At 66.7% G+C, this 26,584-nt stretch carries 27 protein-coding genes; 19 read left to right on the forward strand and 8 right to left on the reverse strand.

Going from position 1 to position 26,584, the window contains the following annotated elements; translation table 11 throughout:
- Position 1 precedes the first annotated feature (1 nt).
- Together M529_RS44770 and M529_RS44775 are read right to left on the reverse strand one after the other, a co-directional pair.
- Positions 2-1,090 (reverse strand): cysteine desulfurase family protein, encoded by a 1,089-nt coding sequence (locus M529_RS44770; RefSeq protein ID WP_021319760.1) that lies wholly within the window; start codon positions 1,088-1,090, stop codon positions 2-4.
- Positions 1,087-2,229 carry a cysteine desulfurase family protein gene (locus tag M529_RS44775; RefSeq protein WP_031295579.1) on the reverse strand — a complete coding sequence of 381 codons (1,143 nt, stop codon included), beginning with the start codon at positions 2,227-2,229 and terminating at the stop codon, positions 1,087-1,089. Before M529_RS44775 ends, M529_RS44770 begins: the two co-directional genes overlap by 4 nt.
- Positions 2,230-2,346: 117 nt before the next feature.
- Between M529_RS44775 and M529_RS44780 the strand changes: the two genes are divergently transcribed.
- The gene (locus M529_RS44780; RefSeq protein WP_021319762.1) at positions 2,347-3,003 is read left to right on the forward strand and encodes an alpha/beta hydrolase; all 657 of its coding nucleotides are present in this window, start codon (positions 2,347-2,349) and stop codon (positions 3,001-3,003) included.
- A 153-nt stretch (positions 3,004-3,156) separates the two neighbouring features.
- A complete protein-coding gene (locus tag M529_RS44785; protein WP_021319763.1) occupies positions 3,157-4,122 on the forward strand; it encodes an MlaA family lipoprotein in 966 nt (321 codons plus the stop codon).
- 138 nt (positions 4,123-4,260) lie between these two features.
- On the opposite strand, the gene M529_RS44790 is transcribed toward M529_RS44785, so the two are convergent.
- Positions 4,261-4,452 (reverse strand): hypothetical protein, encoded by a 192-nt coding sequence (locus M529_RS44790; protein ID WP_031295585.1) that lies wholly within the window; start codon positions 4,450-4,452, stop codon positions 4,261-4,263.
- A gap of 95 nt (positions 4,453-4,547) precedes the next feature.
- Here M529_RS44790 and rpiB point away from each other — a divergent pair, with 95 nt between their 5' ends.
- From rpiB to M529_RS0125150, 4 genes are all read left to right on the forward strand, one after another.
- Positions 4,548-4,985: a ribose 5-phosphate isomerase B gene (gene rpiB, locus M529_RS44795; protein ID WP_021319765.1), complete on the forward strand. Its 438-nt coding sequence runs from the start codon at positions 4,548-4,550 to the stop codon at positions 4,983-4,985.
- An 11-nt stretch (positions 4,986-4,996) separates the two neighbouring features.
- Positions 4,997-6,298 (forward strand): serine hydroxymethyltransferase, encoded by a 1,302-nt coding sequence (gene glyA / locus M529_RS44800; RefSeq protein WP_021319766.1) that lies wholly within the window; start codon positions 4,997-4,999, stop codon positions 6,296-6,298.
- Positions 6,299-6,454: 156 nt separating this feature from the next.
- Positions 6,455-6,916 (forward strand): transcriptional regulator NrdR, encoded by a 462-nt coding sequence (gene nrdR, locus M529_RS44805; protein WP_021319767.1) that lies wholly within the window; start codon positions 6,455-6,457, stop codon positions 6,914-6,916.
- Between the two features lie 120 nt (positions 6,917-7,036).
- Positions 7,037-8,116: a TrmJ/YjtD family RNA methyltransferase gene (locus M529_RS0125150; RefSeq protein WP_021319768.1), complete on the forward strand. Its 1,080-nt coding sequence runs from the start codon at positions 7,037-7,039 to the stop codon at positions 8,114-8,116.
- Between the two features lie 95 nt (positions 8,117-8,211).
- Here M529_RS0125150 and M529_RS44810 read toward each other — a convergent pair whose 3' ends face one another.
- Positions 8,212-8,529 (reverse strand): chorismate mutase, encoded by a 318-nt coding sequence (locus M529_RS44810; RefSeq protein WP_021319769.1) that lies wholly within the window; start codon positions 8,527-8,529, stop codon positions 8,212-8,214.
- Between the two features lie 199 nt (positions 8,530-8,728).
- Between M529_RS44810 and rpsD the strand changes: the two genes are divergently transcribed.
- Together rpsD and M529_RS44820 are read left to right on the forward strand one after the other, a co-directional pair.
- Positions 8,729-9,343, forward strand: a complete 615-nt coding sequence (gene rpsD / locus M529_RS44815; protein ID WP_021319770.1) for a 30S ribosomal protein S4 — start codon at positions 8,729-8,731, stop codon at positions 9,341-9,343.
- A 133-nt stretch (positions 9,344-9,476) separates the two neighbouring features.
- The gene (locus M529_RS44820; RefSeq protein WP_021319771.1) at positions 9,477-11,132 is read left to right on the forward strand and encodes a M28 family peptidase; all 1,656 of its coding nucleotides are present in this window, start codon (positions 9,477-9,479) and stop codon (positions 11,130-11,132) included.
- Positions 11,133-11,161: 29 nt separating this feature from the next.
- Here M529_RS44820 and M529_RS44825 read toward each other — a convergent pair whose 3' ends face one another.
- Complete coding sequence (locus M529_RS44825; protein ID WP_021319772.1) at positions 11,162-11,614, reverse strand: DUF6265 family protein; 453 nt, start codon at positions 11,612-11,614, stop codon at positions 11,162-11,164.
- A 98-nt stretch (positions 11,615-11,712) separates the two neighbouring features.
- On the opposite strand from M529_RS44825, the gene M529_RS44830 reads away from it, so the two are divergent.
- The 4 genes from M529_RS44830 (at position 11,713) to M529_RS44845 (ending at position 16,117) form a co-directional block, all read left to right on the forward strand.
- Positions 11,713-12,699: an agmatine deiminase family protein gene (locus tag M529_RS44830; RefSeq protein ID WP_021319773.1), complete on the forward strand. Its 987-nt coding sequence runs from the start codon at positions 11,713-11,715 to the stop codon at positions 12,697-12,699.
- Between the two features lie 132 nt (positions 12,700-12,831).
- A complete protein-coding gene (gene aguB, locus M529_RS44835) occupies positions 12,832-13,680 on the forward strand; it encodes an N-carbamoylputrescine amidase (protein WP_021319774.1) in 849 nt (282 codons plus the stop codon).
- An 87-nt stretch (positions 13,681-13,767) separates the two neighbouring features.
- Positions 13,768-15,579: a DUF885 domain-containing protein gene (locus M529_RS44840; protein ID WP_021319775.1), complete on the forward strand. Its 1,812-nt coding sequence runs from the start codon at positions 13,768-13,770 to the stop codon at positions 15,577-15,579.
- A 142-nt stretch (positions 15,580-15,721) separates the two neighbouring features.
- Positions 15,722-16,117 (forward strand): MAPEG family protein, encoded by a 396-nt coding sequence (locus M529_RS44845; protein ID WP_021319776.1) that lies wholly within the window; start codon positions 15,722-15,724, stop codon positions 16,115-16,117.
- Positions 16,118-16,131: 14 nt separating this feature from the next.
- On the opposite strand, the gene M529_RS44850 is transcribed toward M529_RS44845, so the two are convergent.
- Positions 16,132-17,616, reverse strand: a complete 1,485-nt coding sequence (locus M529_RS44850; RefSeq protein ID WP_021319777.1) for a replicative DNA helicase — start codon at positions 17,614-17,616, stop codon at positions 16,132-16,134.
- A 160-nt stretch (positions 17,617-17,776) separates the two neighbouring features.
- Here M529_RS44850 and M529_RS44855 point away from each other — a divergent pair, with 160 nt between their 5' ends.
- From M529_RS44855 to M529_RS44880, 6 genes are all read left to right on the forward strand, one after another.
- Positions 17,777-18,259 carry a UPF0262 family protein gene (locus M529_RS44855; RefSeq protein WP_021319778.1) on the forward strand — a complete coding sequence of 161 codons (483 nt, stop codon included), beginning with the start codon at positions 17,777-17,779 and terminating at the stop codon, positions 18,257-18,259.
- A 29-nt stretch (positions 18,260-18,288) separates the two neighbouring features.
- Complete coding sequence (locus M529_RS44860) at positions 18,289-18,957, forward strand: GH25 family lysozyme (RefSeq protein ID WP_021319779.1); 669 nt, start codon at positions 18,289-18,291, stop codon at positions 18,955-18,957.
- Positions 18,954-19,427: a cytidine deaminase gene (locus M529_RS44865; RefSeq protein ID WP_021319780.1), complete on the forward strand. Its 474-nt coding sequence runs from the start codon at positions 18,954-18,956 to the stop codon at positions 19,425-19,427. Before M529_RS44860 ends, M529_RS44865 begins: the two co-directional genes overlap by 4 nt.
- A 7-nt stretch (positions 19,428-19,434) precedes the next feature.
- The gene (dcd, locus tag M529_RS44870) at positions 19,435-19,989 is read left to right on the forward strand and encodes a dCTP deaminase (RefSeq protein ID WP_021319781.1); all 555 of its coding nucleotides are present in this window, start codon (positions 19,435-19,437) and stop codon (positions 19,987-19,989) included.
- Positions 19,990-20,014: 25 nt separating this feature from the next.
- Complete coding sequence (locus M529_RS44875) at positions 20,015-20,770, forward strand: metallophosphoesterase family protein (RefSeq protein WP_408021321.1); 756 nt, start codon at positions 20,015-20,017, stop codon at positions 20,768-20,770.
- Positions 20,771-20,886: 116 nt separating this feature from the next.
- Positions 20,887-23,754 (forward strand): TonB-dependent receptor plug domain-containing protein, encoded by a 2,868-nt coding sequence (locus M529_RS44880; protein WP_021319783.1) that lies wholly within the window; start codon positions 20,887-20,889, stop codon positions 23,752-23,754.
- Between the two features lie 68 nt (positions 23,755-23,822).
- Here the strand turns inward: M529_RS44880 and M529_RS44885 are convergent, their stop codons facing one another.
- Both M529_RS44885 and M529_RS44890 read right to left on the reverse strand, forming a co-directional pair.
- Positions 23,823-24,518, reverse strand: a complete 696-nt coding sequence (locus tag M529_RS44885) for an anti-sigma factor family protein (RefSeq protein ID WP_021319784.1) — start codon at positions 24,516-24,518, stop codon at positions 23,823-23,825.
- Positions 24,515-25,003 carry an RNA polymerase sigma factor gene (locus M529_RS44890; protein ID WP_021319785.1) on the reverse strand — a complete coding sequence of 163 codons (489 nt, stop codon included), beginning with the start codon at positions 25,001-25,003 and terminating at the stop codon, positions 24,515-24,517. Before M529_RS44890 ends, M529_RS44885 begins: the two co-directional genes overlap by 4 nt.
- An 89-nt stretch (positions 25,004-25,092) precedes the next feature.
- On the opposite strand from M529_RS44890, the gene M529_RS44895 reads away from it, so the two are divergent.
- The gene (locus M529_RS44895; protein ID WP_031295591.1) at positions 25,093-26,370 is read left to right on the forward strand and encodes a S8 family serine peptidase; all 1,278 of its coding nucleotides are present in this window, start codon (positions 25,093-25,095) and stop codon (positions 26,368-26,370) included.
- Positions 26,371-26,584: the final 214 nt, after the last annotated feature.

Raw genomic sequence — 26,584 nt, forward strand, 5'->3', positions numbered from 1 at the left:
ATCACGGCGCCGCTTGTGCGGCTGCCGCCTCCCTGATCGCCTTCATCGCATCCTCCAACTCGGCCGGCGTCGTGTAGCGGCCGAAGCCGATCCGCACCGATCCCCGCGCCTGCCTATCCGTCAGGCCGAGCGCGCGCAGCACATGGCTAGGCCGTCCCGACCCGCTCGCGCAAGCGCTGCCGAGCGAAAAAGCCATATTGCGGCAATCGGACAACAATCTAGCGCCATCGATGCCGTCGCGGCGGATGTTGAGATTACCGTGGTAGCGCGCGTCCCCGCTGCCGTTCAGCGTCCAGTCGTCCATCCGGTCGCGCGCCAGCGCCCAAAGTGATTCGACATGCGCCCGGTCGGCCTCCGCCCGTTCCCGCATCAGCCGCGCTGCCGTCCCGAACCCCGCGCAGAGCGCGGGCGAGAGCGTGCCCGATCGCAGTCCGCCCTCCTGGCCTCCCCCGTGGATCAGCGGGGTCAGGGTGACGCCTTCCCGCAGCCAGAGCGCGCCGATGCCCTTGGGGCCATGGATCTTGTGCCCGCTGATCGCGACCATGTTGCAGCGGTCGGGGATCGGCACGCGGCCATAGCCCTGCACGGCGTCACACAGGAACAGCGCGCCCGCACGATGCGCGAGGGCTGCAAGCGCCTCGACCGGCTGGATGACGCCGATCTCGTTGTTGACGAGCATGGCGGCGACCAGCGCCGTGCCGGGCACGATCGCCCGTTCGGCGGCAGCGAGGTCCACCAGCCCTTCGCCGTCGACGGGCAGCATGGTGACGGATCGCTCGGCGCGGCCCATCGCCTCCACCGTGTCGAGCACGGCGGCGTGCTCGGTGGCGATGGTGACGATGCCGCCCGGCGGCGCGCCCCGGATCGCCATGTTCAGCGCTTCCGTCGCGCCGGAGGTAAAGAGCAATCGGCCGCCGGATGGGAGCAGCTTGGCGATCTCCTCGCGCGCCACCTCCACCTCCGCGGCGGCGGCGCGGCCGGGGCGATGGGCGCTGTGCGGGTTGGCGAACTGGTCGCGCAGCAGCGGCACCATCGCCTCGAAGGCTTCGGGGGCGAGCGGCGTGGTCGCCTGATAATCTAGATAGATCATCGCCGGGCGCGCTCCGCCATGGCGGTCCAGCTGGACAGAAAGCGGTCGATATCGGCCTCGCCCGTCTGCGGGCCGAAGCTGACGCGCACCACCTCGCCCGCCGCCGCCTCGTCCCAGCCCATGGCAGAAAGCACATGGCTGGGCTTGAGCGAACCCGATGAACAGGCGCTGCCCGCAGAAACGGAGATGCCGGCCAAATCGAACTGAATGAGTTGCGCGCGGGCGGAAAGCCCTGGCATGCGATAGCTCGCGATAGAAGGGATGCGTGGCGCATCGCGGGCAACCACCTCCCCACCCACCGCCTCGACCGCGGCATCGAGCCGCACGCGCAGGTCCGCCGCGGTGGAAATCCACTCGCTCCGCGCCTCAAGGGCCGCTGCCATGGCGAGGATGCCGGGCAGATTCTCGGTCCCCATGCGATAGCCCTGTTCCTGACCACCGCTCGGCTCGATCAGCGCAAGGTCGCGCAACAGCAGCGCACCGACACCGGGCGGCCCGCCAAACTTGTGCGCGCTGATCGCAATCATGTCGGCATCGGGCAGCGGCAGCTTGCCCGCACTCTGCGCACAGTCGGCGAACAGGATCGCGTCGTCGCGGGGAAACGCGTCGAGCGGCTGGATCACGCCGGTCTCGTTGTTGACATGCTGGATGGCGAGGAGAATCTTCTCCTTATATCCGTCATTCCCGCGCAGGCGGGAATCCATCTCCGATGCTGCGGCGGGGAACAGGGCAGGAGATGGATCCCCGCCTGCGCGGGGATGACGAAGAGAAAAAAGGATGCCCTCTCCGTCCACCTCAAGCCTTTCCGCCCCCGGCGTCACGCGCAACACCGAATCATGCTCCACGGGCGACGTCACGATCCGCCCCGCCTTCGCGCGGCCCAACCCGATCGCGATCGCCTCGCTGGCGCCAGAGGTGAAAATCACATGTCCCGGCCAGTCCAGCGCCGCGGCGATGCGCGACCGCGCGTCCTCCAGTTCCGCCCGCGCCGCGCGGCCGTCAGCATGGGGACTGGACGGGTTGGCCCAGCGCGCCAGAGCCTCCACCATAGCGGCTCTTGCCTCCGGCAGCATGGGCGTGGTCGCGGCATGGTCGAGATAGAGGCGATCGGCAGCGGCCACGGAGAGCCTGTTACTCATTGATTGCGGAAATGGCGGCGGCTTCTATATAGGCCAACAATCGCCCGGCGCCAGCACGGCTTGCCGGGCTTTGTCGCATCCCTCGCCGCCTGCCGGCCCAGAACGATAACAGGTGCCATGCCCGACGTCATTTTCCCCGGACCCGAAGGCCGCCTCGAAGGCCGCTTCAGCCCCCCGCCCCGTCCCCGCGCGCCGGTCGCCATGATCCTGCACCCGCACCCACAGGGCGGCGGCACGATGAACGACCGCATCACCCAGGCGCTCTACAAGACCTTCGTGAAGCGCGGCTTCGCGGTGCTGCGCTTCAATTTCCGGGGCGTGGGCCGCAGCCAGGGCACGTTCGACAACGGCATCGGCGAACTCAGCGACGCGGCGGCCGCGCTCGACTGGGTGCAGAGCTTCCATCCCGAAGCGCAGACCACCTGGATCGCCGGCTTCTCCTTCGGCGCGTGGATCGGCATGCAGCTGCTGATGCGCCGGCCGGAAATCCGCGGCTTCATCTCCGTGGCCCCGCCGGCCAACATGTACGACTTCTCCTTCCTGGCGCCCTGCCCTTCCTCCGGCATCATCGTCCAGGGCACGGCGGACGAGGTCGTCACCGCCAGCGCGGTGCAGAAGCTGGTCGACAAGCTGCGCACGCAGAAGGGCATCACGATCCATCATGACGAGATTCGTGGCGCCAACCATTTCTTCGAGCATGAACTCGACCAGCTGATGAAGTCGGTCGACAACTATCTCGACATGCGGCTCAGCCCCGATTCGCCGATCCGCTGAAACGGCTTGCCGAGGATTGGAAGGGGCCGCCCGGCGGGCGCCCCCTTTTCCGTTGCGATGGCGCACTGAACGTGGATACCGGCGCCGTCCTATTGAAAGTGCCGCCGCACACCCCAAGTCGGGGGTTCGTGCCAAAGGGAAAGCAGCAGCGTCTTGAGCCTTACCACCTTCACCACAGTCCTGTTGATGGCCGGCAGCCAGGCCGACGCAACCCCTCCCCCGCAGGTCGATGCCGCATCGGCCGCCATCGCGCTGGGCCAGCCCAGTGCCGCCGCGCCGCAGGACAATCCGCCTGCCGGGACCGATCCCAACCAGGCGCAGGGCGACGGCATCGTGGTGACCGCGCGCGAATCCGATCCTGCTGACCCGCTTGACGAAGTCAATGTCCAGTCCTTCAAGGCTGTCCAGTCGGTGGACAAGGCCGTGGTCGGCCCCGTCGCCCAGGGCTATAAGAAAGCAGTGCCCAGCCCGATCCGCAGCGGCCTGCGCAACATCCTGAGCAATCTTTCGGAACCGATCGTATTCCTGAACTATCTGCTCCAGTTCAAGCTCGGCAAGAGCGCGGAAACGCTGGGGCGCTTCACGGTCAACAGCACGCTGGGCTTCGCCGGTCTGTTCGACATCGCGAAGAAGAAACCTTTTCACCTGCCCCACCGGAACAATGGCTTCGGCTACACGCTCGGCTATTATGGCGTAAAGACGGGTCCCTATCTCTACCTGCCGCTGATCGGCCCGACCACCGTGCGCGACCTGTTCGGCCGCGTGGTGGATCTGTCGGTGTTGCCGGCCGCCGTGGGCCAGCCGTTCAACGATCCCGCCTTCGCCATTCCGACCACCACCGTGCGCCTGCTCGACGAGCGTGCCGAGTCGCAGAACGAGGTCGAGGCGATCCGCGCCAGCGCCGATCCCTATGCCACGGTGCGGGACAATTATCTGCGCCAGCGCCAGGCGGAGATCGACGCGCTGCACGGCCGCACCGCCCCGGCGGAACCGACCGGGACCGTTCCCGAGGACGCGCAGCCCCTGGCGCCCGCCCTGCCCTATGGCAGCACGACGCCGGACGACGCACCGGCCAGCGGACCGGCAGCAGAGCCCGCGACTGCCGGCCCCACCGCCTGACATCCTGAAACGGCCGGTCCGTGCGACAAGCCGGGATTGGCCTTCGGCAGCGGCACCCGGCGCGAGGCGGTGGTGGTCGATGCCGATCGCCGGCTACAGGGTCTGGTGCCCCAGACCGACCTGCTCGCCGCGCTGGCGCTACTTCCGTTCCAGTACCGGCAGGTCCGGTCCCGGAATCGCGCTGATCGCCACATTGGCGAACATCACGATCCCGGCGAGGATCATCAACAGGCCGCGCTTGCGGTCGCGCCTCTTCACCAGCGCATGGATGCCGCCACCGGTGAGCACGACGCCCGCCAGCATCAGGATGGAGAGAAGGGTGCCTGCCATGGCCCGCCCATAGGTGCGATGGTCCAAGGTGGCAATCTCTCGCCCGTGCCCCTAATAGGCGCGCAAACGAATCACCCCGCGGGGACAGCAGGCTCATGAAAATCGCCATCGCTTCCGATCACGCCGCCGTCGACCTGAAGGCGGAGCTTGCGCAATGGCTGCGCGACGAGGGCCATGAGGTCGAAGACCTCGGCCCAGCCACCGCTGACCGCGTCGATTATCCCGATTATGGTTACAAGCTCGCGACAGCCATCGCGGCGGGTACGGCGGAACGTGGCATCGCGCTCTGCGGATCGGGCATCGGCATCTCGATCGCGGTGAACCGCAACCCCGCCTGCCGCTGCGCGCTGGTCGGCGAGCCGCTCTCCGCAGCGCTGTCGCGCGAGCATAACGACGCCAATGTTCTGGCCATGGGCGCCCGCCTGACCGGCGTGGACATGGCCAAGGCCTGTGTCACTGCCTTCCTCACGACCGACTTCGGCGGCGGCCGTCACGGCCCGCGCGTCGAAAAACTGTCGAACCCCGCGCTCTGAAAGGACCGATCATGAGCACCACCACCCTTTCCCAGCCCATCCGCCAGGCGGGTTTCTTCAGCGAGGACCTGGCGAGCGCCGATCCGGAGATCTTCGATGCGATCGGCAAGGAACTGAAGCGCCAGCAGGACAAGATCGAACTGATCGCGTCCGAGAACATCGTGTCGAAGGCGGTGCTGGAAGCCGCCGGCTCGATCTTCACCAACAAATATGCCGAGGGCTATCCCGGCAAGCGCTACTATGGCGGCTGCGAATATGCCGACGTGGTCGAAACGCTGGCAATCGAGCGTGCCAAGCAGCTGTTCGGCGCGAACTTCGCCAACGTCCAGCCCAACAGCGGCAGCCAGATGAACCAGGCGGTGTTCCTGGCGCTGCTCCAGCCGGGCGATACCTTCATGGGCCTCGACCTGTCCTCGGGCGGGCACCTGACGCACGGATCGCCCGTGAACATGAGCGGCAAGTGGTTCAAGGTCGTGCCCTATGGCGTGCGCGAGGACGATCATCTGATCGACATGGACGAGGTCGCCCGCATCGCCCGCGAGAACAAGCCCAAGCTCATCATCTGCGGCGGCACCGCCTATTCGCGGACCTGGGACTTCACGCGCTTCCGTGAGATCGCGGACGAGGTCGGCGCCTACCTGCTCGCCGACATGTCGCACTTCTCCGGCCTGGTCGCGGGCGGCGCGCACCCGTCGCCGGTGCCTTATGCCCATGTCACCACCACCACGACCCACAAGTCGCTGCGCGGCCCCCGCTCGGGCATCATCCTCTCCAATGACGAGGCGATCGCCAAGAAGCTGAACAGCGCGATCTTCCCCGGCCTCCAGGGCGGCCCGCTGATGCACATCATCGCGGCCAAGGCGGTGGCCTTCAAGGAAGCGCTGACGCCCGAGTTCAAGGCCTATGCCCACCAGATCGTGGCGAACGCCAAGGCGCTGGCGGCGACTTTGGCCGACGCGGGCCTATCGATCGTGTCGGGCGGCACCGACAACCACCTGATGCTGGTCGACCTGCGCGCCAAGAACACCACCGGCAAGGCCGCCGAAAAGGCGCTCGACCGCGCCTACATCACCTGCAACAAGAACAACGTGCCGTTCGACACGGCCAGCCCCTTCGTGACCTCGGGCGTGCGCCTTGGCACGCCGGCGGGCACGACCCGCGGCTTCGGCGAGGAGGAGTTCCGCGAGATCGGCCGCCTGATCGCCGAAGTGGTGGATGGCCTGAAGCGCAACGGCGACGAGGGCGACGGCCAAGTGGAAACGCATGTGCGCGAGAAGGTGCTGGCGCTGACGAGCCGTTTCCCGATCTATTGAGAAACCAGGGGGAGGCTTGCCTTCCCCCGTTCGCCCTGAGTAGGGGCTGAGCGAAGTCGAAGACCCGTATCGAAGGGTCGCACGCGACATATGTCCTTCGATACGCCGTTTCGGCAGGCTCAACGGCTACTCAGGACGAACGGAGGTATTGATCCCATGCGCTGCCCCTTCTGTTCCCATGAAGACAGCCAGGTGAAGGACAGCCGCCCGACGGAGGATGGCAATGCCATCCGCCGCCGGCGCCAGTGCGAAGCGTGCGCCGCCCGCTTCACGACCTTCGAACGCATCCAGCTCCGCGACATCTGGGTGGTGAAGAGCGAGGGCCGCAAGGAAGCCTTCGAGCGCGACAAGCTCGCCCGCTCGATCGGCATCGCCTGCCGCAAGCGCCCGATCGACCCGAGCCGGATCGAAAAGCTGATCTCCGGCATCCAGCGCCAGCTGGAGACCAGCGGCGACGGCGAGGTTCCCGCCCGCGCGATCGGAGAGATGGTCATGGAGGGCCTGAAGCGCCTCGACAGCGTCGCCTACATCCGCTTCGCCAGCGTCTACAAGGATTTCACCGATGCGAAGGATTTCGAGGAGTTCGCGGGCACGGTGAAGGAGGTGGGGCGTGAATAGCCTTCACCCCACCAGCATCCGTTCGGTTCGAGCATGTCGAGAACGGCGCGCTTTCCTGCCCCCGTTCGCCCTGAGCGAAGTCGAAGGGCTCGACCGAGCGCAGCGAGGTCAATAGCTGCGATGTCCTTTCATGCCTACATCCTGCGCTGCGCTGACGGTTCCTACTACACGGGGCACACCGACGATCTCGAAACGCGCCTTGCACAGCATCAATCGGGTGTCCTTGTTGGGTACACTCGCGACCGTCGCCCCATAGAGCTGGTCTGGTCGGCGGAATTCTCGACGCGCGCGGAAGCGCTGGCAGGCGAGCTTCAAATCAAGGGATGGTCGCGCAAGAAGAAGGAGGCGCTGATCGCGGAAAATTGGGAGAAGCTGAAAAAGGCTTCCGTTTCCCATGCTTCGCCTTCGCTCAGCGACGCCCTTCGACTTCGCTCAGGGCGAACGGAAGGCGACGAGACCCCGAACAAGATCAATCCATTGCAGGAATCGGCCAAGCCCCTCATCGTCCTCGTCCGCCCCCAGCTCGGCGAGAATATCGGCAAGGCCGCCCGCGCCATGCTCAATTTCGGGCTGACCGAAATGCGCCTCGTGTCCCCGCGTGACGGCTGGCCCAATCCCGATGCTGGCCCGTCCGCCGCGGGCGCGGACTTCATCCTCGACCAGGCGGAGGTGTTCGAGACGCTGGCCGACGCCGTGGCGGACTGCGCCCATGTCTATGCGACCACGGTGCGCAAGCGCGGCGTGACCAAGCCGGTCGTGACCCCGGAAGAGGCAGCGCGGGAGATCCACTCAGTGCAGGGCCGCAGCGCCTTCGTCTTCGGACCGGAACGCTCCGGGCTGGAGACCGAGGACGTCGCGCTCGCCCGCAAGATCCTGACCGTGCCGATCAACCCGGAATTCGGCTCGCTGAACCTCGCCCAGGCGGTGATCCTGTGCGCCTATGAATGGTCGAAGCAAGCCGCGCTGGAGCAGCCGACCGTCACGGACCTGGGCGAGCCCGCGCCACAGGCGGAACTGGAGGGCATGATCGCCCAGTTCGAGGAACTGCTGGAGAATGCCGGCTATTTCTTCCCGCCCGATCGCGCGCCGGCCACGAAGCGGACCTTGCGCAACCTGCTGACCAAGCCGGGCTGGAACCATCTGGAGGTGCGCACCCTGCGCGGTGTTCTCTCGGCGCTGGGCAACCCGCGGTCGCGCTGACCTCAACCCATCCTCCGTTCGGCTGAGCAAAGTCGAAGCCTTCTCCCGAACGGAGTGAGGGCTTCGCTACGCTCAGCCTTGCCCTTCGACTTCGCTCAGGGCGAACGGGTGTGGGTGTCGTCTCGCGAGCGGTCGAATGCCTCCATCTCATAGGCGATGGACGCTTCGACCAGCTGCTCCCAAAGGGCGGCGACCGTATCGGCCGGAGCGCCCAGCCGCTCTGCTTCCGCCCGCGCATTGGCGATCACCTGCGCCTTGCGCGCCTCGTCGCGCACCTGGCCGCGTTCGGGCTTGATCCGGGCGGCGGCGCGCATATGAGCGAAGCGCTCGGCCAGCAGCGCGACGAGCTGCCGGTCGATGGCATCGACGCCGGCGCGGACCTGCCCCATGGTCGTATAGTCTTCGGGAGTCATGGCGCTGCTGACTAGGCCGCGCACTGCCCTCTGTCGAGGGTTGACATGAACGCCCCCCTTCGTCATAGGCGCGCCTTCGCAATCGGCCCCGCACCCCGGTGAAGCGGCGGCCCTGCCCCTGAAACATGGACAGCAGGCGATGACCGGGATGGCTCGTCCTCAGGGACGGGCTCGTTGTTGGCAATTGTAAGGATTTATCATGTCGAAGCGTTCCAGCGCAAAGTACAAGCTCGACCGCCGGATGGGCGAGAACATCTGGGGTCGTCCCAAGAGCCCGGTGAACAAGCGTGAATATGGCCCCGGCCAGCACGGCCAGCGCCGCAAGGGCAAGATGTCCGACTACGGCATCCAGCTGCGCGCCAAGCAGAAGCTGAAGGGCTATTACGGCGACATCACCGAGAAGCAGTTCAAGAAGAACTACACCGAAGCCGCCCGCATGAAGGGCGACACCGGCCAGAACCTGATCGGCCTGCTGGAGCGTCGCCTGGACGCGGTCGTCTACCGCGCCAAGTTCGCGCCCACCATCTGGTCGGCCCGCCAGATCGTCAGCCACGGCCACATCTATGTGAACGGCGTGAAGTGCAACATCGCGTCGCGTCTGGTGAAGCCGGGCGACGAGATCACGCTGGGCAAGAAGGCGCAGGAAATGGCGCTGGTGCTCGAGGCGCAGGGCCTGCCGGAGCGCGACATCCCCGACTACGTCTCGCCCGACGGCGCCGCCAAGGTGACCTATGTCCGCGTCCCGACGCTGGACGAGGTGCCCTATCCGGTGAAGATGGAGCCGAACCTGGTCGTCGAATTCTATTCGCGCTGATCGGTTTCCGACAGTTCAGACACAGCGAAGGGCGGTTCCGCGAGGAGCCGCCCTTTCTGCATTGCGCAACAATCTTGCGCCGGCTCCAGCGCGGTGGCATCACCCTGCGATCATAAGAAACAAAGGGTTCTCCATGCGCAGCTCCATCGCGGTGATCGCCGCTCTTCTCGCCCTTTCCGCCCCGCTGGGCGCCCAGGCCGTGCCGGCCGGGTCCGCAGCTCCCTCGGTCGACACGATGAAGCGGCTGGTGAAGGAATTGTCGTCCGACGCGTTCGAAGGCCGCGCGCCAGGTACCGCTGGCGAGGAGAAGACGCTCGCGCTGCTCTCTGCCGAATTCGCGAAGCTGGGGCTCAAGCCCGGCAACAACGGCAGCTGGTTCCAGGACGTGCCGCTGGTCGAGATCACCGCGAAGAATGTCTCGCCGCTCATCTTCCGCACCGGCAAGGGCACGGTTTCCGCCGCTTACGGCCCGGAAATGGTGATCGCCACCTATCGCACCACCCAGCCGCATATCGAGGTGAAGGACAGCCCGGTCGTCTTCGTCGGCTATGGCATCAACGCGCCGGAAAAAGGCTGGAACGACTATGCCGGGCTCGACGTCCGGGGCAAGACGGTCGTCATCCTGGTGAACGATCCCGATTATGAGACGGCGGGCCTCTCCGGCCCCTTCAACGGCCGGGCGATGACCTATTATGGCCGCTGGACCTACAAATATGAGGAAGCCGCGCGGCAGGGCGCGGCAGCGGCGATCATCGTGCACGACACCGTGCCGGCGGCCTATGGCTGGAACGTCGTCCAGTCGAGCTGGACCGGCGCGCAGCATGTCGCCGACAGTGCGGACGGCAATGCCGGCCAGTCCGCCGCGATCGGCTGGATCCAGAAGGACAAGGCGGCCGCGCTGTTCGCGGATTCCGGCCTCAATCTCGACCAACTGATGGCCGCCGCCAAGCGGCCCGGTTTCAAGGCGGTGCCGCTGCCGGGCGCGACTGCCTCGGTCTCCTTCGAAAACGACCTGCGCAAGCACAGCTCCAAGAACGTCGTGGCGCTGCTGCCCGGCAAGACCCGGCCGGACGAGTATGTGCTCTATTCGGCGCATTGGGACCATCTCGGCCATTGCGAAGCGGCACCAGACGGCGACGACATCTGCAACGGCGCGGTCGACAACGCGACCGGCACGGCGGCGCTGGTCGCACTGGCGCAGGCCAATGTGAAGGCCGGGCCGACCGACCGCAGCCAGGTGTTCCTGGCCGTCACGGGCGAGGAATCGGGGCTGCTGGGGTCGGCCTATTATGGCGACCATCCCGTCTTCCCGCTCCGCCAGACGGTGGGCGGCGTCAACATGGACGCGCTCAGCGTCGCGGGCCTGGCGAAGAATGTGGTGGTGATCGGCAAGGGCAAGTCGCAGCTCGATGCCTATCTCGACCGCGCGCTCGCCGCGCAGGGCCGCGTCGCCAGCCTGGAGCCCACCCCGGAAAAGGGCTTCTACTATCGCTCCGACCATTTCAGCTTCGCCAAGCACGGCCTGCCGATGCTCTATTTCGAGGGCGGGCAGGATCTGGTGAAGGGCGGAGAGGCAGCCGGCGAAGCTGCGGCGAAGGACTATGAGGAGCACCGCTATCACGGTCCCAAGGACGAATATGATCCCAATTGGGATTGGGCCGGGGTTCAGGCGGACCTGAAGCTCTATTATGACGTCGGCCGCGCGCTGGCGAACACGACGGAATGGCCCAACTGGGTCGAGGGCGACGAGTTTCGCGCGATCCGCGACAAGGACCGCGCGGGGAAGTAAGGACCGCGCGGGAAGTGAAGCCGGCCGGCCTACTCCCCGGCGGGGGAGTAGGTCCAGCTCTGGGCGTCGCTGCCGTCCATCCGCGCGGTTTCCGCCATCAGCAGCCGCCCCTCGCGCCAGTAGCGGATGCGCTGCGGGTAATCATGGGCGGGATTGGCGAAGCTGATGTCGCGCACGCCCTGCTCCACCAGCGGAAAGACCGTCGCAGCGCCGCCCTCCGGCGCGGCGTGAAGGGCCAGCGATCCGTCCGCGCCCCGGACGATGCGCATCACCTCCCAGCTTTTCAGGCTCTCGCCAGATCCGCTGCGCCCGATGCCGATCATCACGCCACCGCGCGGAAGGGTCCAGACCTCCTCGGTCCAGCGGCTCCCCCTCTCCTGCTGCCACTCGCCCGTCAGCCAGTCCGGCAGTTCGGCGGCGTTCGCGTTCGCCCGCGCGGACAGGGCCAGCGCCGCCGCGATGATCGAAACTCTTGCCTTCATGATCCCTCGCCCTCTGTCCAGATGCGGTCGGGCGCGTTATGGAGCGCGCATCATCCCGCTATCACGGATCGGCCCGCGCCGAGCAAGGACCAGATTTCATGACCTTCCGCATGCCCGCTGAATGGGCGCCGCACGATTGGGTGTGGATCGGCTTCCCCACCAACCCCGCCGAATGGCCCAGCTCGTTCGAAGGCGCGCGGTCGCAGATCGCCGCCTTTGCCAATGCCGTCCATGCCAGCGGGCGCGGCGAGGAGGTGCGGCTGGTCGTGGCGAACGAGCACGATGCCGACGCGGCGCGCGGCCTCGTCGATCCCGGCGTGCGGATCGTGGTGCAGAAACTGGGCGACGTCTGGCTGCGCGATACCGCGCCGATCGCCGTGCTGAACGACTCAGGAAGCCGGGCGCTCGCCGATTTCGGTTTCAACGGCTGGGGTGGCAAATACCGGATGCCGGGCGACGAGGATGTCGGCGCGCGGCTCGCCGCCACCACCGGCCTGCCGACCACGACCCAGCATTGGGTGTTCGAGGGCGGCGCGGTTGACACCGACGGCACCGGTCTGTTCGTCACGACCGAGCAATGCCTGCTGAATCCCAACCGCAATCCCGATCTCGATCGCGGCAAGATCGAGACGCTGCTCGCGGGGAGCCTGGGCCTCTCCGACATGCTCTGGCTGGGCGACGGGCTGCTGAACGACCATACCGACGGCCATGTCGACAACCTCGCTCGCTTCGTTGCGCCCGGCGTGCTGATGATCCCGGAACCGGACGGCGATGACGATCCCAACGCTGTCATCTATGCCGACGCCCGCACGCGGGCGAAGACCCATGGCGTGGAGGTCGCGCCCATGCCCTCCCCCGGCCGCGTGGAAGTGGACGGCGAGGCGATCCCCGCCAGCTACATGAATTTCTACATCGGCAACGCCGCCGTCATCGTCCCGGTCTATGGCCGGCCCAATGACGATGCCGCGCTCGACGCGCTTCGCCCCTTCTTCCCCGGACGGGAGCTTGTCGGACTGCGCAGCGACGCCATATTGTCGGGCGGCGGCAGCTTCCACTGCTGCAGCCAGCAGATGCCCAGTCTCTGATGTTCAGCCCCGTTCGTCCTGAGTAGCCATTGAGCGAAGTCGAAATGGCGTATCGAAGGATGCTTCGATACGAGGCTTCGACAAGCTCAGCCTCTACTCAGCACGGACGGTATGAAATAAGCAGGAACCAAAATGACCAAAGTCACCGTCGCCGCCCTCCAACTCGCCTTCTCGGACGACCGGGCCGACAATATCGCGCTGGTCGCCGACCATGTGACCAAGGCTGCGGCACGCGGGGCGAAGATCGTCCTGCCGCCCGAGCTGTTCGAAGGCCCCTATTTCTGCAAGGTGGAGGACGAGGCGCTGTTCGCCGGCGCCCTGCCAACCGCCGAGCATCCCGCCGTGCAGGAAATGCGTAAGCTCGCCAAGGCGCTGGGCGTCTATATCCCCACCAGCTTCTTCGAGCGCGACGGCCATCACTACTACAACTCGCTCGCCATGATCGACGATGAGGGCGAGATCATGGGCGTCTATCGCAAGAGCCACATTCCCGACGGGCCGGGCTATGAGGAGAAATATTATTTCCGCCCCGGCAACAGCGGCTTCAAGGTGTGGGACACGAAATACGGAACCATCGGCGTCGGCATCTGCTGGGACCAGTGGTATCCCGAAACCGCCCGCATCATGGCGCTTATGGGGGCGGAAATGCTCTTCTACCCCACCGCCATCGGCTCGGAGCCCTATGACGCCGATCTCGACACCAGCCGGATGTGGCGCCGGGCGATGCTCGGCCATGCGGTCAGCAACTGCATGCCGGTGATCGCCGCCAACCGCATTGGCGAGGAGGGTGACCAGCGCTTCTACGGCCACAGCTTCATCACCGACGAATGGGGCGACTTCGCCGCGGAAGCCGACGCGAAGGACCATGGCGCGCTGGTCGCGACCCTGGACCTCGACCGCGCCCGCACCCATCGCGCCGGCATGGGCTTCTTCCGTGACCGGCGGCCGGAGCTCTATGCGCGGATCGCGCAGGACATCTGACGTCGCAATAAAATTACGCGGCGCTGGACGGATTGTCTCACAGGCGCAATACACTCCCCTCCTCCACCAGACATAAGGGAGTCGCCCGTGGATCGCCGTCAATTCCTCCTGCTTTCCGGTTCGGCCGCCGCCGTCGCCGCCTCGCCCCGCGCCTTCGCCCAGATGGGCGGGGACGACGCGCGGCTCACGGCGGCGTTCAATGCCATCTTCGAGCGGATGCTGGACCTGTCGCCCAGCCTTGTCACCAGCCTCGGCCTCGACAAGGGCGGCCGGGCCGGCGCCAAGAGCCAGCTCGATGACAACAGCCGGTCGGCGATGATGAAGCGCCTTGCCGCCACGCAGGGCGCGATCAAGGAACTGCAGGGCTTCGAGAGCGCCGCGCTGTCCAACGCCCAGCGGCTGAACCTGCAGGTCATCCTCTACTCGCTCGACCAGCAGACCGTCGCCCCGGCCCGCTTCGGGCTCAACAGCGTGCAGCGGCCCTATCGCATCTTCCAGCAGGGCGGCAGCTACTTCTCCGTGCCAGACTTCCTCAATACCGCGCACACGATCAACACGGCGGAGGATAGCGAGGCCTATCTGTCGCGTCTGGAGGCTTTCGCCCGCAACCTCAAGACCGACACCGCGCTACAGCGGGACGAGGCGGCGCGCGGCTATCTCGCGCCGGGCTGGTCGCTGGACCTGACCCTGGGTCAGATGCGCAAGCTGCGTGGCCAACCCTCCGCCACCTGCAGCATGGTCCAGTCGCTGGTGAAGCGCGCCGCGGCGAAGAACATCGGCGGCGACTGGCAATCACGCGCGGCCGCAATCGTCGACCAGTCCGTCTATCCGGCGCTCGACGAGCAGATCGCGATGGTCGAGAGCCTGAAGGGCAAGACGGTGACCGGCGACGGCGTGTGGCGCACGCCCAAGGGCGACGAAATATATGCCGCCGCGCTCAAGCAGGCGACGACGACGGACCTCACCGCCGACCAGATCCACGCCATGGGGATCGAGCAGGTCGCCGACATCAGCGCGAAGCTGGACGGCATCCTGAAAGGCGCGGGCTTCGCCCAGGGCGCGATCGGCGCGCGGCTGGCGGCGCTCAACGTCGATCCGTCGCAACTCTATGCCGACAGCGCGGAAGGGCGCGCGGCGCTGCTGGCGCAGCTCAACCGCGACGTGGATGCCATGAAGCTGAAGCTGCCCCAGGCCTTCGCCACCATCCCCAACACCCCCCTGGAAATCCGGGCGGTGCCGGTGGAAATCCAGGACGGCGCCTCCAACGGCTATTACAACCGCGCCGCGCTCGACGGGTCGCGGCCGGCCATCTACTTCATAAACCTCAAGGATGTGGGCGACTGGCCGAAATACGGCCTCCCTTCGCTCACCTATCATGAAGGCGTGCCGGGTCACCACCTCCAGATCTCGACCGCGCAGACCGCCGGCGACGTGCCAATGCTGCGCAAGATCGCCTTCATGAGCGCCTATAGCGAAGGCTGGGCGCTCTATGCAGAACAGCTGGCCGACGAGCTGGGCGGCTATGCGACGCCGCTCGACCGGGCGGGCTATCTCCAGTCCTTCCTGTTCCGCGCGGCGCGCCTGGTGGTCGACACCGGGATCCATGCGAAGAAATGGACGCGCGAGCAGGCGACCGATTACATGGTCGAAAAGACCGGCTTCGCCCGCCCCCGCTGCCAGCGCGAGGTCGAGCGCTACTGCACCCAGCCCGGCCAGGCCACCAGCTACAAGGTCGGCCATATGAGCTGGACCAAGGCGCGCGAAAAGGCGCAGGCGATGGCCGGCGACAAGTTCGACATCAAGCAGTTCCACGCCGTGCTGGAGGAAGGCGCGATGCCTCTGTCGATCCTGGAAAAGCGGATCGAGGAACGGACGAAGGCGGCGCTGGCGGGCGGCTGACTTCCAGCTATCCCACGTTCCTGCGAAAGCAGGAACCCAGTTCCGGCGCAATGAGCAGGCTCCCGCCTGCGCAGCTAGCGGTTGCTATAGGCACATGGCGCAAACCGTGCGATACCTTCTCTAGACATAGGGGAGGTATCGCATGCCCGTCGAACTCACCATCCTCGCGTGGAGCTGCATCCTGCTGCTGGTGCACATCTTCGCCGCCGCGCACCTGAAGACCAAGCAATATGGCGCCGCCTGGAACATGAGCGCGCGTGATCAGAAGCTGCCGCCGCTCGATCCCGTCGCTGGGCGGCTGGTGCGGGCGCAGGCCAATTTTCTGGAAACCTATCCGATCGCCATCATCGTGTTGCTCGGCGTGGTGATCGCGGGCCGGACCAGCGAGTGGACCGCGATCGGCGGCTGGATCTGGCTCGGCGCGCGGGTGGTCTACCTGCCGCTTTATGGCTTCGGCGTCCCGCTCGTGCGGACGCTGGTCTATCTTGTGAGCCTGGTGGGGCTGGGCTTGGTGTTCAAGGCGCTAGTGGCGGGCTGAAGCCACCAGCCACCCTACTCATAGTCCCCCATATATCCGCCGTCGGCGAGGTCGGAGAAGCGCGTGATCTTCGCATCGAACTTCATCCGGATGCGGCCGGTAGAGCCGTGGCGCTGCTTGGCGACGATCAGCTCGGCCAGGCCATAGATGCGCTCCATCTCCTGCGCCCATTCCAGATGCTCGGGACTCTCCTTGTTCCCCGGCTCCTTGGCGGCGACATAATAATCCTCGCGGAACACGAACCAGACCATGTCGGCGTCCTGTTCGATAGACCCCGACTCGCGCAGGTCCGACAGCTGCGGCCGCTTGTCTTCGCGCTGCTCGACCGCGCGGCTCAGCTGGGACAGCGCTAGCACCGGGACATTAAGTTCCTTCGCCAATGTCTTGAGTCCGCGAGAAATTTCGGAAATCTCCTGCACGCGGTTGTCGCCGCTCTTGCCCGTTCCCTGGAGGAGCTGGAGATAGTCGACGACGACGAAGCCGATGTCGTGCCGCCGCTTCAGTCGGCGCGCGCGGGTGCGGAGCGCCGCTATGGTGAGGCCGGGCGTGTCGTCTATGAACAGCGGCAGCTCCTGCAGCTCCCGCGCTGCGCGGGACAGGTTCTGGAAGTCCGCCCGGCTGATCTTGCCCATGCGCAGCGCTTCGCCGCTGATGCCCGACTGCTCGGCCAGCACGCGCGTCGCAAGCTGGTCGGCCGACATTTCCAGGCTGAAGAAGGCGGTCTTGGCGCCCATGTTCTTTTCGGGCGGGATGCCGTCGGCATTGTCGCGAAGCCAGCGCGACGCGGCATTATAGGCGATGTTGGTGGCGAGCGACGTCTTGCCCATGCCCGGCCGGCCGGCCAGGATCATGAGGTCCGAATTGTGCAGGCCGCCGATCTTCTCGTTCAGGCTGGCGAGGCCGGTGGTGATGCCAGACACATGGCCGCCACTATTGAGCGCGCGTTCGGCCACCTGCACCGCCATAGTGGAGGCGTGGAGGAAGCTCTTGACCGAGCCGACCTCTCCTTCACCCTCCGATACCTTGTAGAGCGCGACTTCCGCCTGCTCGATCTGCTCGCGCGGATTGACATCCTCGCTGGTATCCAGCGCATTTTCAACCAGTTCTCGGCCGACGTTCACCAGTTGCCGCAACAAGGCCAGGTCATAGATCTGCGCCGCGAAGTCGCGGGCGCCCAGCAGCGCCGCGCCATTGCCGGTCAGTTGCGCCAGATAGCCCGCGCCGCCCAGTTCCTTCAGCGCCGGGTCCTGGTCCAGCATCGGCTTCAGCGTCACCGGGTTGGCGACCATGTCGCGCTCGACGAGCTTCATGATCGCCTCGTAGATGCGGCCATGTAGCGGCTCGAAGAAATGCTCCGGCTTCAGCTTCAGCTGCACATCCTCGGCGATGCGGTTGTCGATCATCAGCGCGCCGAGCAGCGCAGCTTCGGCTTCGACATTGCGCGGCAGTTCGGGACCGCCCGCTTCGGCGGGGGCGTTGATTTTCACAAGCTCGACCATGACCCCTCATCGCGCCGCCGGGCAACGGGCGCAAGGCCGAAGCGGGAAAACTGTCGGCGCATATCTCCGGGCATATGCTGTGGACCGGCTGTGGATATCTCAGTGCCATAAGTCCCGCTTGCTTTTCACCGCCTGCCGCCGCAGGGCATGGGGCTGCACCATGACCGACCCGCGCATCATAGACATCACGCTCGACGAGCGGACGATCCTGTGGCGCAATGCGGATGTCGAGCAGGAGCGACGCATCGCGATCTTCGATCTGCTGGAGGACAATCATTTCGCGCCGCAGCGCAAGCATCCCGATGGTTATGCAGGCCCCTATCGCGTGCTATTGCGCGTCGAGGAAGGACGGCTGGTGATCGAGATCCGGCGCGAGGACGACAGCCCGCTGGAAGCCGTGATCCTGGCGCTGGGCCGGTTCCGCCGATCCATCCGCGAATATTTCGCGATCTGCGACAGCTACTACCAGGCGATCAGCAACGCTTCGCCCCAGCAGATCGAAACGGTCGACATGGCGCGGCGAGGCATCCATAATCAGGCGGCCGAAATGCTGATGGAGCGGCTCGAAGGGAAGATCGAGCTCGATTTCGATACCGCACGGCGGCTTTTCACGCTGATCTGCGTGCTGCATATCAAGGGGTAGGGACCATCAGGGGGCTGACTTTGGGGCGGTTGCTGGCGCGCGCTGCGGTGGCGCTGGCGGTGATCGCAGCGCTGGCGACGGCGCTGTGGCTCTATGCCCGCGCCTGGGCGCCAAGCCGCAGCGACTATCCAGTGCAGGGCGTGTCGGTCAGCGCCGACACGGGGCCTGTGGACTGGGGCACGCTGAGCGCCCAGGGGGCCGATTTCGCCTATATCCGCGCGTCGAAGGGTGCCGACCTGCGCGATCCCGCCTTCGCCGCCAACTGGGCAGGCGCGCGACGCGCGGGCATGCGCTACGGCGCAGTGCTCGACTTCAGCCTCTGCCGCCTCGCCGTCGATCAGGCCACACGCTTCATCACCACCGTCCCGCGCGACAATGCCGCGCTGCCGCCGGTCATACGCCTGGCCTTCGACCCGTCCTGCATCGCCCGCCCGGGCCGCGACACCGTGCTGTCGGAACTCAACACGCTGGTGAACCTCGTGGAAAGCCACATGGGCAAGCCAGCGGTCATCAACGTAACCCGGGATTTCGACGAGCGGTATGACATCGGCGCCGGCATCAACCGGACGCTGTGGCTGGACGGCAATTTCTTCCCCCCCGATTATGCGTCCCGGCCGTGGGTGATGTGGACAGCCACGGACATGCGGCATATCGACGGCGTCGATGGTCCCGTCAGATGGAATGTGGTCGCCCCATGAGCCTTGAACAGTCGCAGGTGGAGGAACTGGTCGCTGCCGCGCGCGCTGCGCTGAAGCATGCCTATGCGCCCTACAGCCGCTTCGCCGTGGGCGCAGCGGTGCGGTTGACCGACGGAACGATCGTGACAGGCTCGAATTTCGAGAATGCGAGCTATGGTCTCTCGCTCTGCGCCGAAACGGTGGCGCTGGCGACCGCCAACGCGCAGGGCCGCTTCACCGATGTGGAGGCGATCGCCGTGGTCGGCGGCGCGATGGCGCCGGACGGATCGGTCGCGGGCGACACGACGGTCACGCCCTGCGGCCGCTGCCGCCAGGTGATGAACGAGGCGGAGCAGATGGCGGGTCGCGAACTCGCCGTCTATTGCGCGGCGGCCGACGGCAGCCATGTCACCCGACATAGCGTTGCCGCCCTCCTTCCCCATGCGTTCGGCCCGGCCGACCTGGGACTCACCCCGAACAGGAAGAACTGAGCAGCCGATGGCCATCCTTTCCGACAAGTGGATCCGCGAGCAGGCGCTGTCACAGGGCATGATCGAGCCCTTCGTGGAGAGCCAGCGGCGCGAGGGCTGCATCAGCTACGGCCTCTCCTCCTATGGCTATGACGCACGCGTGGCGGACGAGTTCAAGATCTTCACCAATGTCGACAGCACGATCGTCGATCCCAAGGATTTCGATCCCAAGAATTTCGTCGACCGCAAGACCGATTGCTGCATCATCCCACCCAACAGCTTCGCGCTCGCCCGCACCGTCGAATATTTCCGCGTGCCGCGCGACGTGCTGGTCATCTGCCTTGGCAAATCCACCTATGCCCGCTGTGGCATCATCGTGAACGTGACCCCGCTGGAGCCGGGCTGGGAGGGGCATGTGACGCTGGAATTCTCCAACACTACCCCCCTGCCCGCCAAGATCTACGCCAATGAGGGCGCATGCCAGTTCCTCTTCCTCCAGGGCAACGAGCCGTGCGAGGTCAGCTATGCCGATCGCGCGGGCAAATATATGGGGCAGCAGGGGGTGACGTTGCCGCGGCTGTGAAGCCATGCGAAACTGGCGGAGCATGATCGCCCTGCCCTCCTTCCTGCGCCGCAAGCCGGTGCCGACGGAACCGCCCAGCGTGGGGGAGGACCGGCGGGTCTATGCCATCGGCGACATTCACGGCCGGGCGGACCTGCTGGAATCGCTGCTGGAACGGATCAAGGCGGACAACGCCGCCCGCGACCCTGTCGCGTCACAGATCGTCCTGCTCGGCGACCTGGTCGATCGCGGCCCCGACTCCGCCCGCGTGATTGAGATGGCGATGGCGCTCGCCGCCCATGGCGGGCACTGCCTCAAGGGCAATCATGAGGAGCTATTCGTCCGCGCTGCGCGCGGCGATGCGCGGGTCATGCCGCATTTCCGTCGTATGGGCGGCATGGCGACGCTGGCAAGCTATGGCCTCGAAGAAGGGGTATCGGCCGACATGGATGACGCGGCGCTGGCCGGCTGGATGCTCGCCCATATCCCGCGCGCCCATGTCGATTTCGCCGACTCCCTCGCCGACTTCGTAGAGATCGGCGACTATCTCTTCGTCCATGCCGGCATCCGGCCAGGTCGCCCGCTCACCGCCCAGCACCCTGAGGACTTGCGCTGGATCCGCGCCGAATTCCTCACCGACCGGCGCCCGCACAGCCATATGGTGGTGCACGGCCACAGCATCACGCCCGACGTGGATGAACGACCCAACCGCATCGGCATCGACACCGGCGCTTATGTCAGCGGCCGGCTCACGGCCCTGGCACTGCAAGGCTCGGCCCGCTGGCGCCTCCAGACGCCTTGATCCGGCCCATCGCGCCATAGTCAGCAAGAAGCAGCCCATTGCGGTGGCGGATAGCCGCTTTTGTTTCGTTTTGTTGACCAGAGCCGGAAAGCGGCCGACTGACAGGGGAACGACTGATGCGTATGCACGACGTTGCGGCCGGCTTCGCCCTGGCCGCCTGCCTTGCTCTGCCCCCGGAAGCCTTCGCCGCGGCGAAGAGCGGCTCGGTGCTCGCCCAGCGGCACAAGTTCGACATCGCAGCCCAGCCGCTCAGCAGCGCGCTGCGGGAACTCTCCACCCAGTCGGGCGTGCGCATCCTCTTTCCCTATGACGAAGTCGCATCGATCCGCAGCCGTGCGGTGCAGGGCTGGCTGTCGACCGAGGATGCGTTGGAACGGCTTCTGGTCGGCACGGAGCTCAAGCACACGGAAACGGGCGTCGGCGTCGTTGCCCTCGCCGGGCCGCCGAACCGCAGCGCGGCGCGACGCAGCCCGATGGCGGTGCAATATGCGCAGGCCGGGGCCCCCGGCGACGGCGGAACGCTCTCCATGACGCCCCAGGCGGAGCCGGCGGAGGCATCCTCCCCGATCATCGTCACCGGCACCCGCACGACGACCCGCACGGTCGTCCAGAGCCTCGCCCCGATCGACGTGCTGGGCACGAAGGATCTGGAGGCCAGCGGAAAGCAGTCCGTTCGCGACCTGCTGGGCACGCTGGTTCCCTCGATCAACGTGTCGAACAATGGCGCGGGGGCGAGCTGGGCGGTGCGCACCCTGTCGCTCCGCGGGCTGGGCGGCGACCAGTTACTGGTTCTCATCAACGGCAAGCGGCGGCACAACACCGCCACCCTGTTCATCAACGGCTCGGTCCAGAACGGCCAGTCGCCCCCGGACCTGGATCTGATTCCCGGAAACGCCATCCAGCGGATCGAGGTGCTGCGCGACGGCGCGTCCGCCCAATATGGATCGGACGCCATCGCCGGCGTGGTCAATATCATCCTGAAGAACGACACCAGCGGCGGCGCTGCCCTGACGCTGGGCAGCACCGCGGACAATGGCGGGTGGCAAGGCCGCTGGCAGATCGACAAGGGCTTAGCGCTCGGCCCTGACGGCGGCTATATCCACCTGTCCGCGGACGCCGTGCTCCAGGACAACACGATCGTCGAAAGCACACCGATCGCCTGTCAGGGCCTGCCCGACTGCAGCAGCATCAACGCCTGGTATCCTTCGGTCGGCGGCGTCGCCGATCCCCGCAATCGCACGGTCGACCGCCATCGCGCCAAATACGGCCAGCCGCAGGTGATTGGCGGCAATATCGGCTATGACGCCATGATGCCGCTGAGCGGAAGCCTGGAACTCTACAGCTTCGGCACCTATTCGAAGCGCCATGCGCAGGGCTGGCTGACCTATCGCCTGCCCGCCGCCAACAACAATATCTATTCCATCTATCCCGAAGGCTATATTCCCAAGATCCACGTCCGAGACGAGGATTTCCAGACGGCGGTCGGCCTGCGCGGCGGATTGGGCGGCGGGGTGCAGTTCGACCTCAGCAGCAGCTACGCGCAGGACCAGGTGGACTATTCCCAGACCACGACGCTCAACCCGTCGCTCGGCCCGCTCAGCCCGACCACCATGTATCTCGGCACGATCCAGTTCGATGAATGGGTCTCCAACCTCGACCTCAGCCGGGAATTCGAGCTCGGCCTTCCCGAACCGCTGTCGCTGGCGGTCGGCGCCGAATATCGTGAGAACAAGTTCACCATCTCGCCCGGCGAAGCCGCGTCCTACATCAATGGCGGCTATCGGTTCCCCGCCGGCCATCATCTCGCCGGCCAGTTCGCCGCCGGCATCGGGTCGCAGGGCGTCAGCGGCTTTCCACCGGAAGGTTCGGGCACATGGCGCCGCCACAACTGGAGCGCCTACGTCAATCTGGAAGGCAGCCTGGCCGAAGGCGTGGAGTTCGGCCTCGCGGGCCGGCACGAGGATTATTCGGATTTCGGCACCACCGACACCGGCAAGGCCTCGGTGCGGATCGAGCCAGTCAGGGGCATTGCGATCCGCGGTACCGCCAGCACCGGCTTTCGCGCACCGACCCTGCAGCAGCAGCATTATGCCTCGGCCAGCACCATCGGCGTCGTCATCGATGGCGTGAACGTGCTGCGCCCCGTACAGGCGCTGCCCGTCGACAGCCCCGCCGCCCGCGCGCTCGGCGCGGTGCCGCTGAGGCCGGAAAAGTCGACCAACTTCTCGGCCGGTCTGGTGCTGACGCCGCTGTCCAACCTCAACCTCACCATCGACGCCTATCAGATCAAGGTGAAGGACCGCATCCTGCTCAGCGAAACGCTGCAGGGCCCGGCGGTCGTCAACATCCTGCGCGCCAACGGCATCCAGGAAGTCTATGGCGCACTGATCTTCTCCAATGCGGCGGACACGCGGACGCGGGGGCTCGACATCGTCGGCACCTATCGCGCGCGGATGGAGGGCCTCGGGACAGCGACCTTCAGCCTGTCCGCCAATTTCAACCGCACCAAATTCACGCATATCGACCCGCCGGTGACCGGCGGCGCGGGCATCGAGTTCATTGGCCGCGCGCGCCAGGGCGACCTCAGCGAAGGCACGCCGCGCAACAAGTTCATCGCGAACATGCTATGGGAAACGGGCGCTTTCTCCATGAACCTTCGCGCCACCCGCTACGGCAAGATCTATGCCCGGGCCGGCACGACCAGCAATGTGACGGCCGACTGGGTGGCCTGCACCCTCGGCACGCCGGGATGCGCGCCCGCCTTCGTCGACAATATGGTCGAACCCAAGGTGATCTTCGATCTGGAGACGGGTTACACGCTGACCAAGGGCGTCAAGCTGTCGATCGGCGCGAACAACCTGTTCAACATCTACCCATCGAAGCTGAAGCCCGCGACGCAGACCGGCGGCAACCTGTTCAACGCCTATGCGCCCTATGGCATCAGCGGCGGCTATTATTACGGGCGCCTCAACCTGAGCTTCTGAAGCCTGTTCCACTTGGATGGAATCGTTCCCCGGCAAGGTTCAAACGGAGTGAAACCGGCTCCAAGGGTTCAGCGCCAGCCGGCCTCCCGCGCCGCCGCTTCCTGCGCCGCGTCGGCGGGCGGTCCTTCCCGCAGCGCGTCCACGGTAGCCAACACCCGCGCATCGCCGGAACTCGCCTGACGATAGGTGGTCTCCGGCCCGGTTCCGGGCACAAGCTGCTGGACCTGCCAGCCCTGTTCTTCGCGACAGGCGACCCCGGCCAGGGCTTCGCCTTCGAAGCTGCGGCACCAGCCACCGCCCTTGCGCCGGAAGCTGAGGCCGATGCGAACGGCAGCACCATCCTGCGCCGCCGCCAGCTGATCGTCCAGCACCGATGCGAGCTGGCCCTTCGCCACCATGACGCCATCCCGAACTCCGACCGGTTCCCCGTCCCCGCCACTGACCCGGCCAAGGCCAAGTCCAAGCAGCAGGCTGGCGGCGATCGCGCCTCCCGTCGCCCATCCGCGCCAGCGCGAGCGCCCCGGCCGTTCCATCGACACCACCGCTGCGCTCTCCGCTAGCAGCGTGCGAAAGCGGTCGGGCACCGGCTCCTCGCCAACCGGCGCGAAATGATCCGTAAGGCGCGCGCGTAGGCGCCGGTGCGTCTCCGCCCGCTCCGCCAGCGCGGGATCGTCCGCCAGCGCACGCTCCACCCGCCGCCGGTTCACCTCGTCCAGTTCGCCATCCACCCAGGCGATCAGCATCGCTTCGTCGATCATGCTCATGCGGCCTCCCCCAGCATCGCGATCAGCGCGCCCCGTCCACGCACCAGGCGGGACGTCAGCGTCCCCATCGGCACCCCCAGGACCTCGGCCGCCTCCTTGTAGGACAGGCCTTCCACCAGCACGAGCGCGATGGCTTCGCGCTGCTCGGGCGGCAGCGCCTGCATGGCACGGTCGACGTCGGACAGCATGACATGCGCCTCCACCCCGCGATCGCCGGCATCGCCGACATCGGCCCCCGCCTCCTCCGGCGCAAAGGTGCGCGCGGCGCGCTGGCGGGCGCGGCCCTCGTCGATCCACACATTGCGTATGATGCGATACATCCAGCTATCCAGTCTCGTCCCCGGCTGCCATTGGTCGCGCGCCCTCAGCGCCTTTTCCAGCGCCGCCTGGCACAGGTCGTCGCCATCGGCGCGATCCTGCGACAGGCTGGCGGCAAAGCGCCGCAGCCGGGGCAGGATCGCCAGCAGGTCGCTTTCGAACGACATCAGGGCTCCATCTTTGGTCTTGCGGGGATGAAACGTCCCTGCCGGCCCGTTTCATCCCACAGCAGGACAGAAGCGGACATTTTTTCGTCATGGATCATTATGCAAGCGAAAGGAACGGGCCAGGCCCGGCGGGAGAGATGAATTTGAGAATCGCGCGCCCCCTGATCCTCGCCACGCTGGTGATCATGGCTCCACCCGCCCAGGGACAGCTGCTGTCCGGGCCGGGTGGCGCGCTGGGCGCATTGCCCCCCGTCGTGCCTGACACTCTGGAGCGGGTCGGCGGCGCGCTGGACGACACCGTGCGCGCGCTGCCCACGGCACGGCTGACCGAGCGCCTGCGCGCGGCCCGGGCGGCGCGGATCGGCGACCTGCTGCGCCGCCATGGCGACGCGGTGGAGCTGGACGACCGGCGGGAGCCCGCCCGACGGGGCATCGTGCTACTGACCGGCGCGAAAGCGGACGAGCTTCAGCGATTGCGCGCGGCCGGCTACGGCACCGAGAGCGAGGAGATAGAGGGCCTGGGCCTCGGCGTGACCCGTCTGGCGGTGCCGCAGGGGCGCAGCCTCGCCCGCGCGCTCCGGGACGTGCGCAAGCTCGCGCCCGACGCAGAAGCGAGCGCCGATAACCTCTATTTCCAAAGCGGAGCGGCCGCCCGCGCAGAAGCACCCATCACTGCGAACCGATCCGTCGCCGGACGCGTGCTTGGCCTGATCGACGGCGGCGTCGCGCGGCATCCGGCGCTGGACGCCCCGATCGAGCAACAGGCCTTCGCGCATGGCGCGCCGCGGGCGAGCACGCATGGGACCGCAGTCGCCTCCCTCCTCAGCGGAAGAGGCAGCGTGCGCGGCGCGGCGCCCGGCGCGCCGCTGCTGGTGGCGGACGTTTACGGCGATGATCCGGCCGGCGGCAGCGCCTTCGCCATCGCCCGCGCGCTCGGCTGGATGGTCTCGCGTAAGGTGCCGGTCGTGACGCTCAGCCTCGTCGGCCCGGACAATCCCCTGCTCGCCGGCGCGGTGCGGCTGGCGCGGGACAGGGGTGTCACGCTGGTCGCGGCCGTGGGCAATGACGGGCCAGCCGCACCGCTCGCCTATCCGGCTTCCTATCCCGGCGTCATCGCCGTGACCGGCGTCGATGGTCGCGGCCGCCCCCTCCCAGAGGCGGGACGCGCCGCGCATGTCGATTTCAGCGCACCCGGCGCCGACATGCAGGCAGCCACGCCCGACGGCGGCAAGGGGCCGGTGCGCGGCACCTCCTATGCGGCGCCGCTCGTCGCCGGGCGCCTGTTCGCCGTCGGCAGCCTCCAAGCCTTGCGCGCCGAAGCCGGAAAAAGGCGTCTGGTCTGCGGCGATTGCCGGAATAATGATTGATATTTGAAGGAGATGCGATTTTCTTTCGCCCTCCTGGGATGAAAGCCGTGCCCGCCTCCGTTGTCTCCGCATCCGATCGACAAGGAACAAGGAGACGACCCATGAAAGCCAGATTGATCTTCGCCGGTGCCTGCCTCGTCGCACTCGCCGGCGCTCCCGCCTCCGCGCAGCTGCTGGGCGGTGGCGGCGGCCTCGGTGGAGGACTGGGCGGCAC

Origin of the sequence: Sphingobium ummariense RL-3 (assembly GCF_000447205.1) — a bacterium.
GTDB lineage: Bacteria > Pseudomonadota > Alphaproteobacteria > Sphingomonadales > Sphingomonadaceae > Sphingobium > Sphingobium ummariense.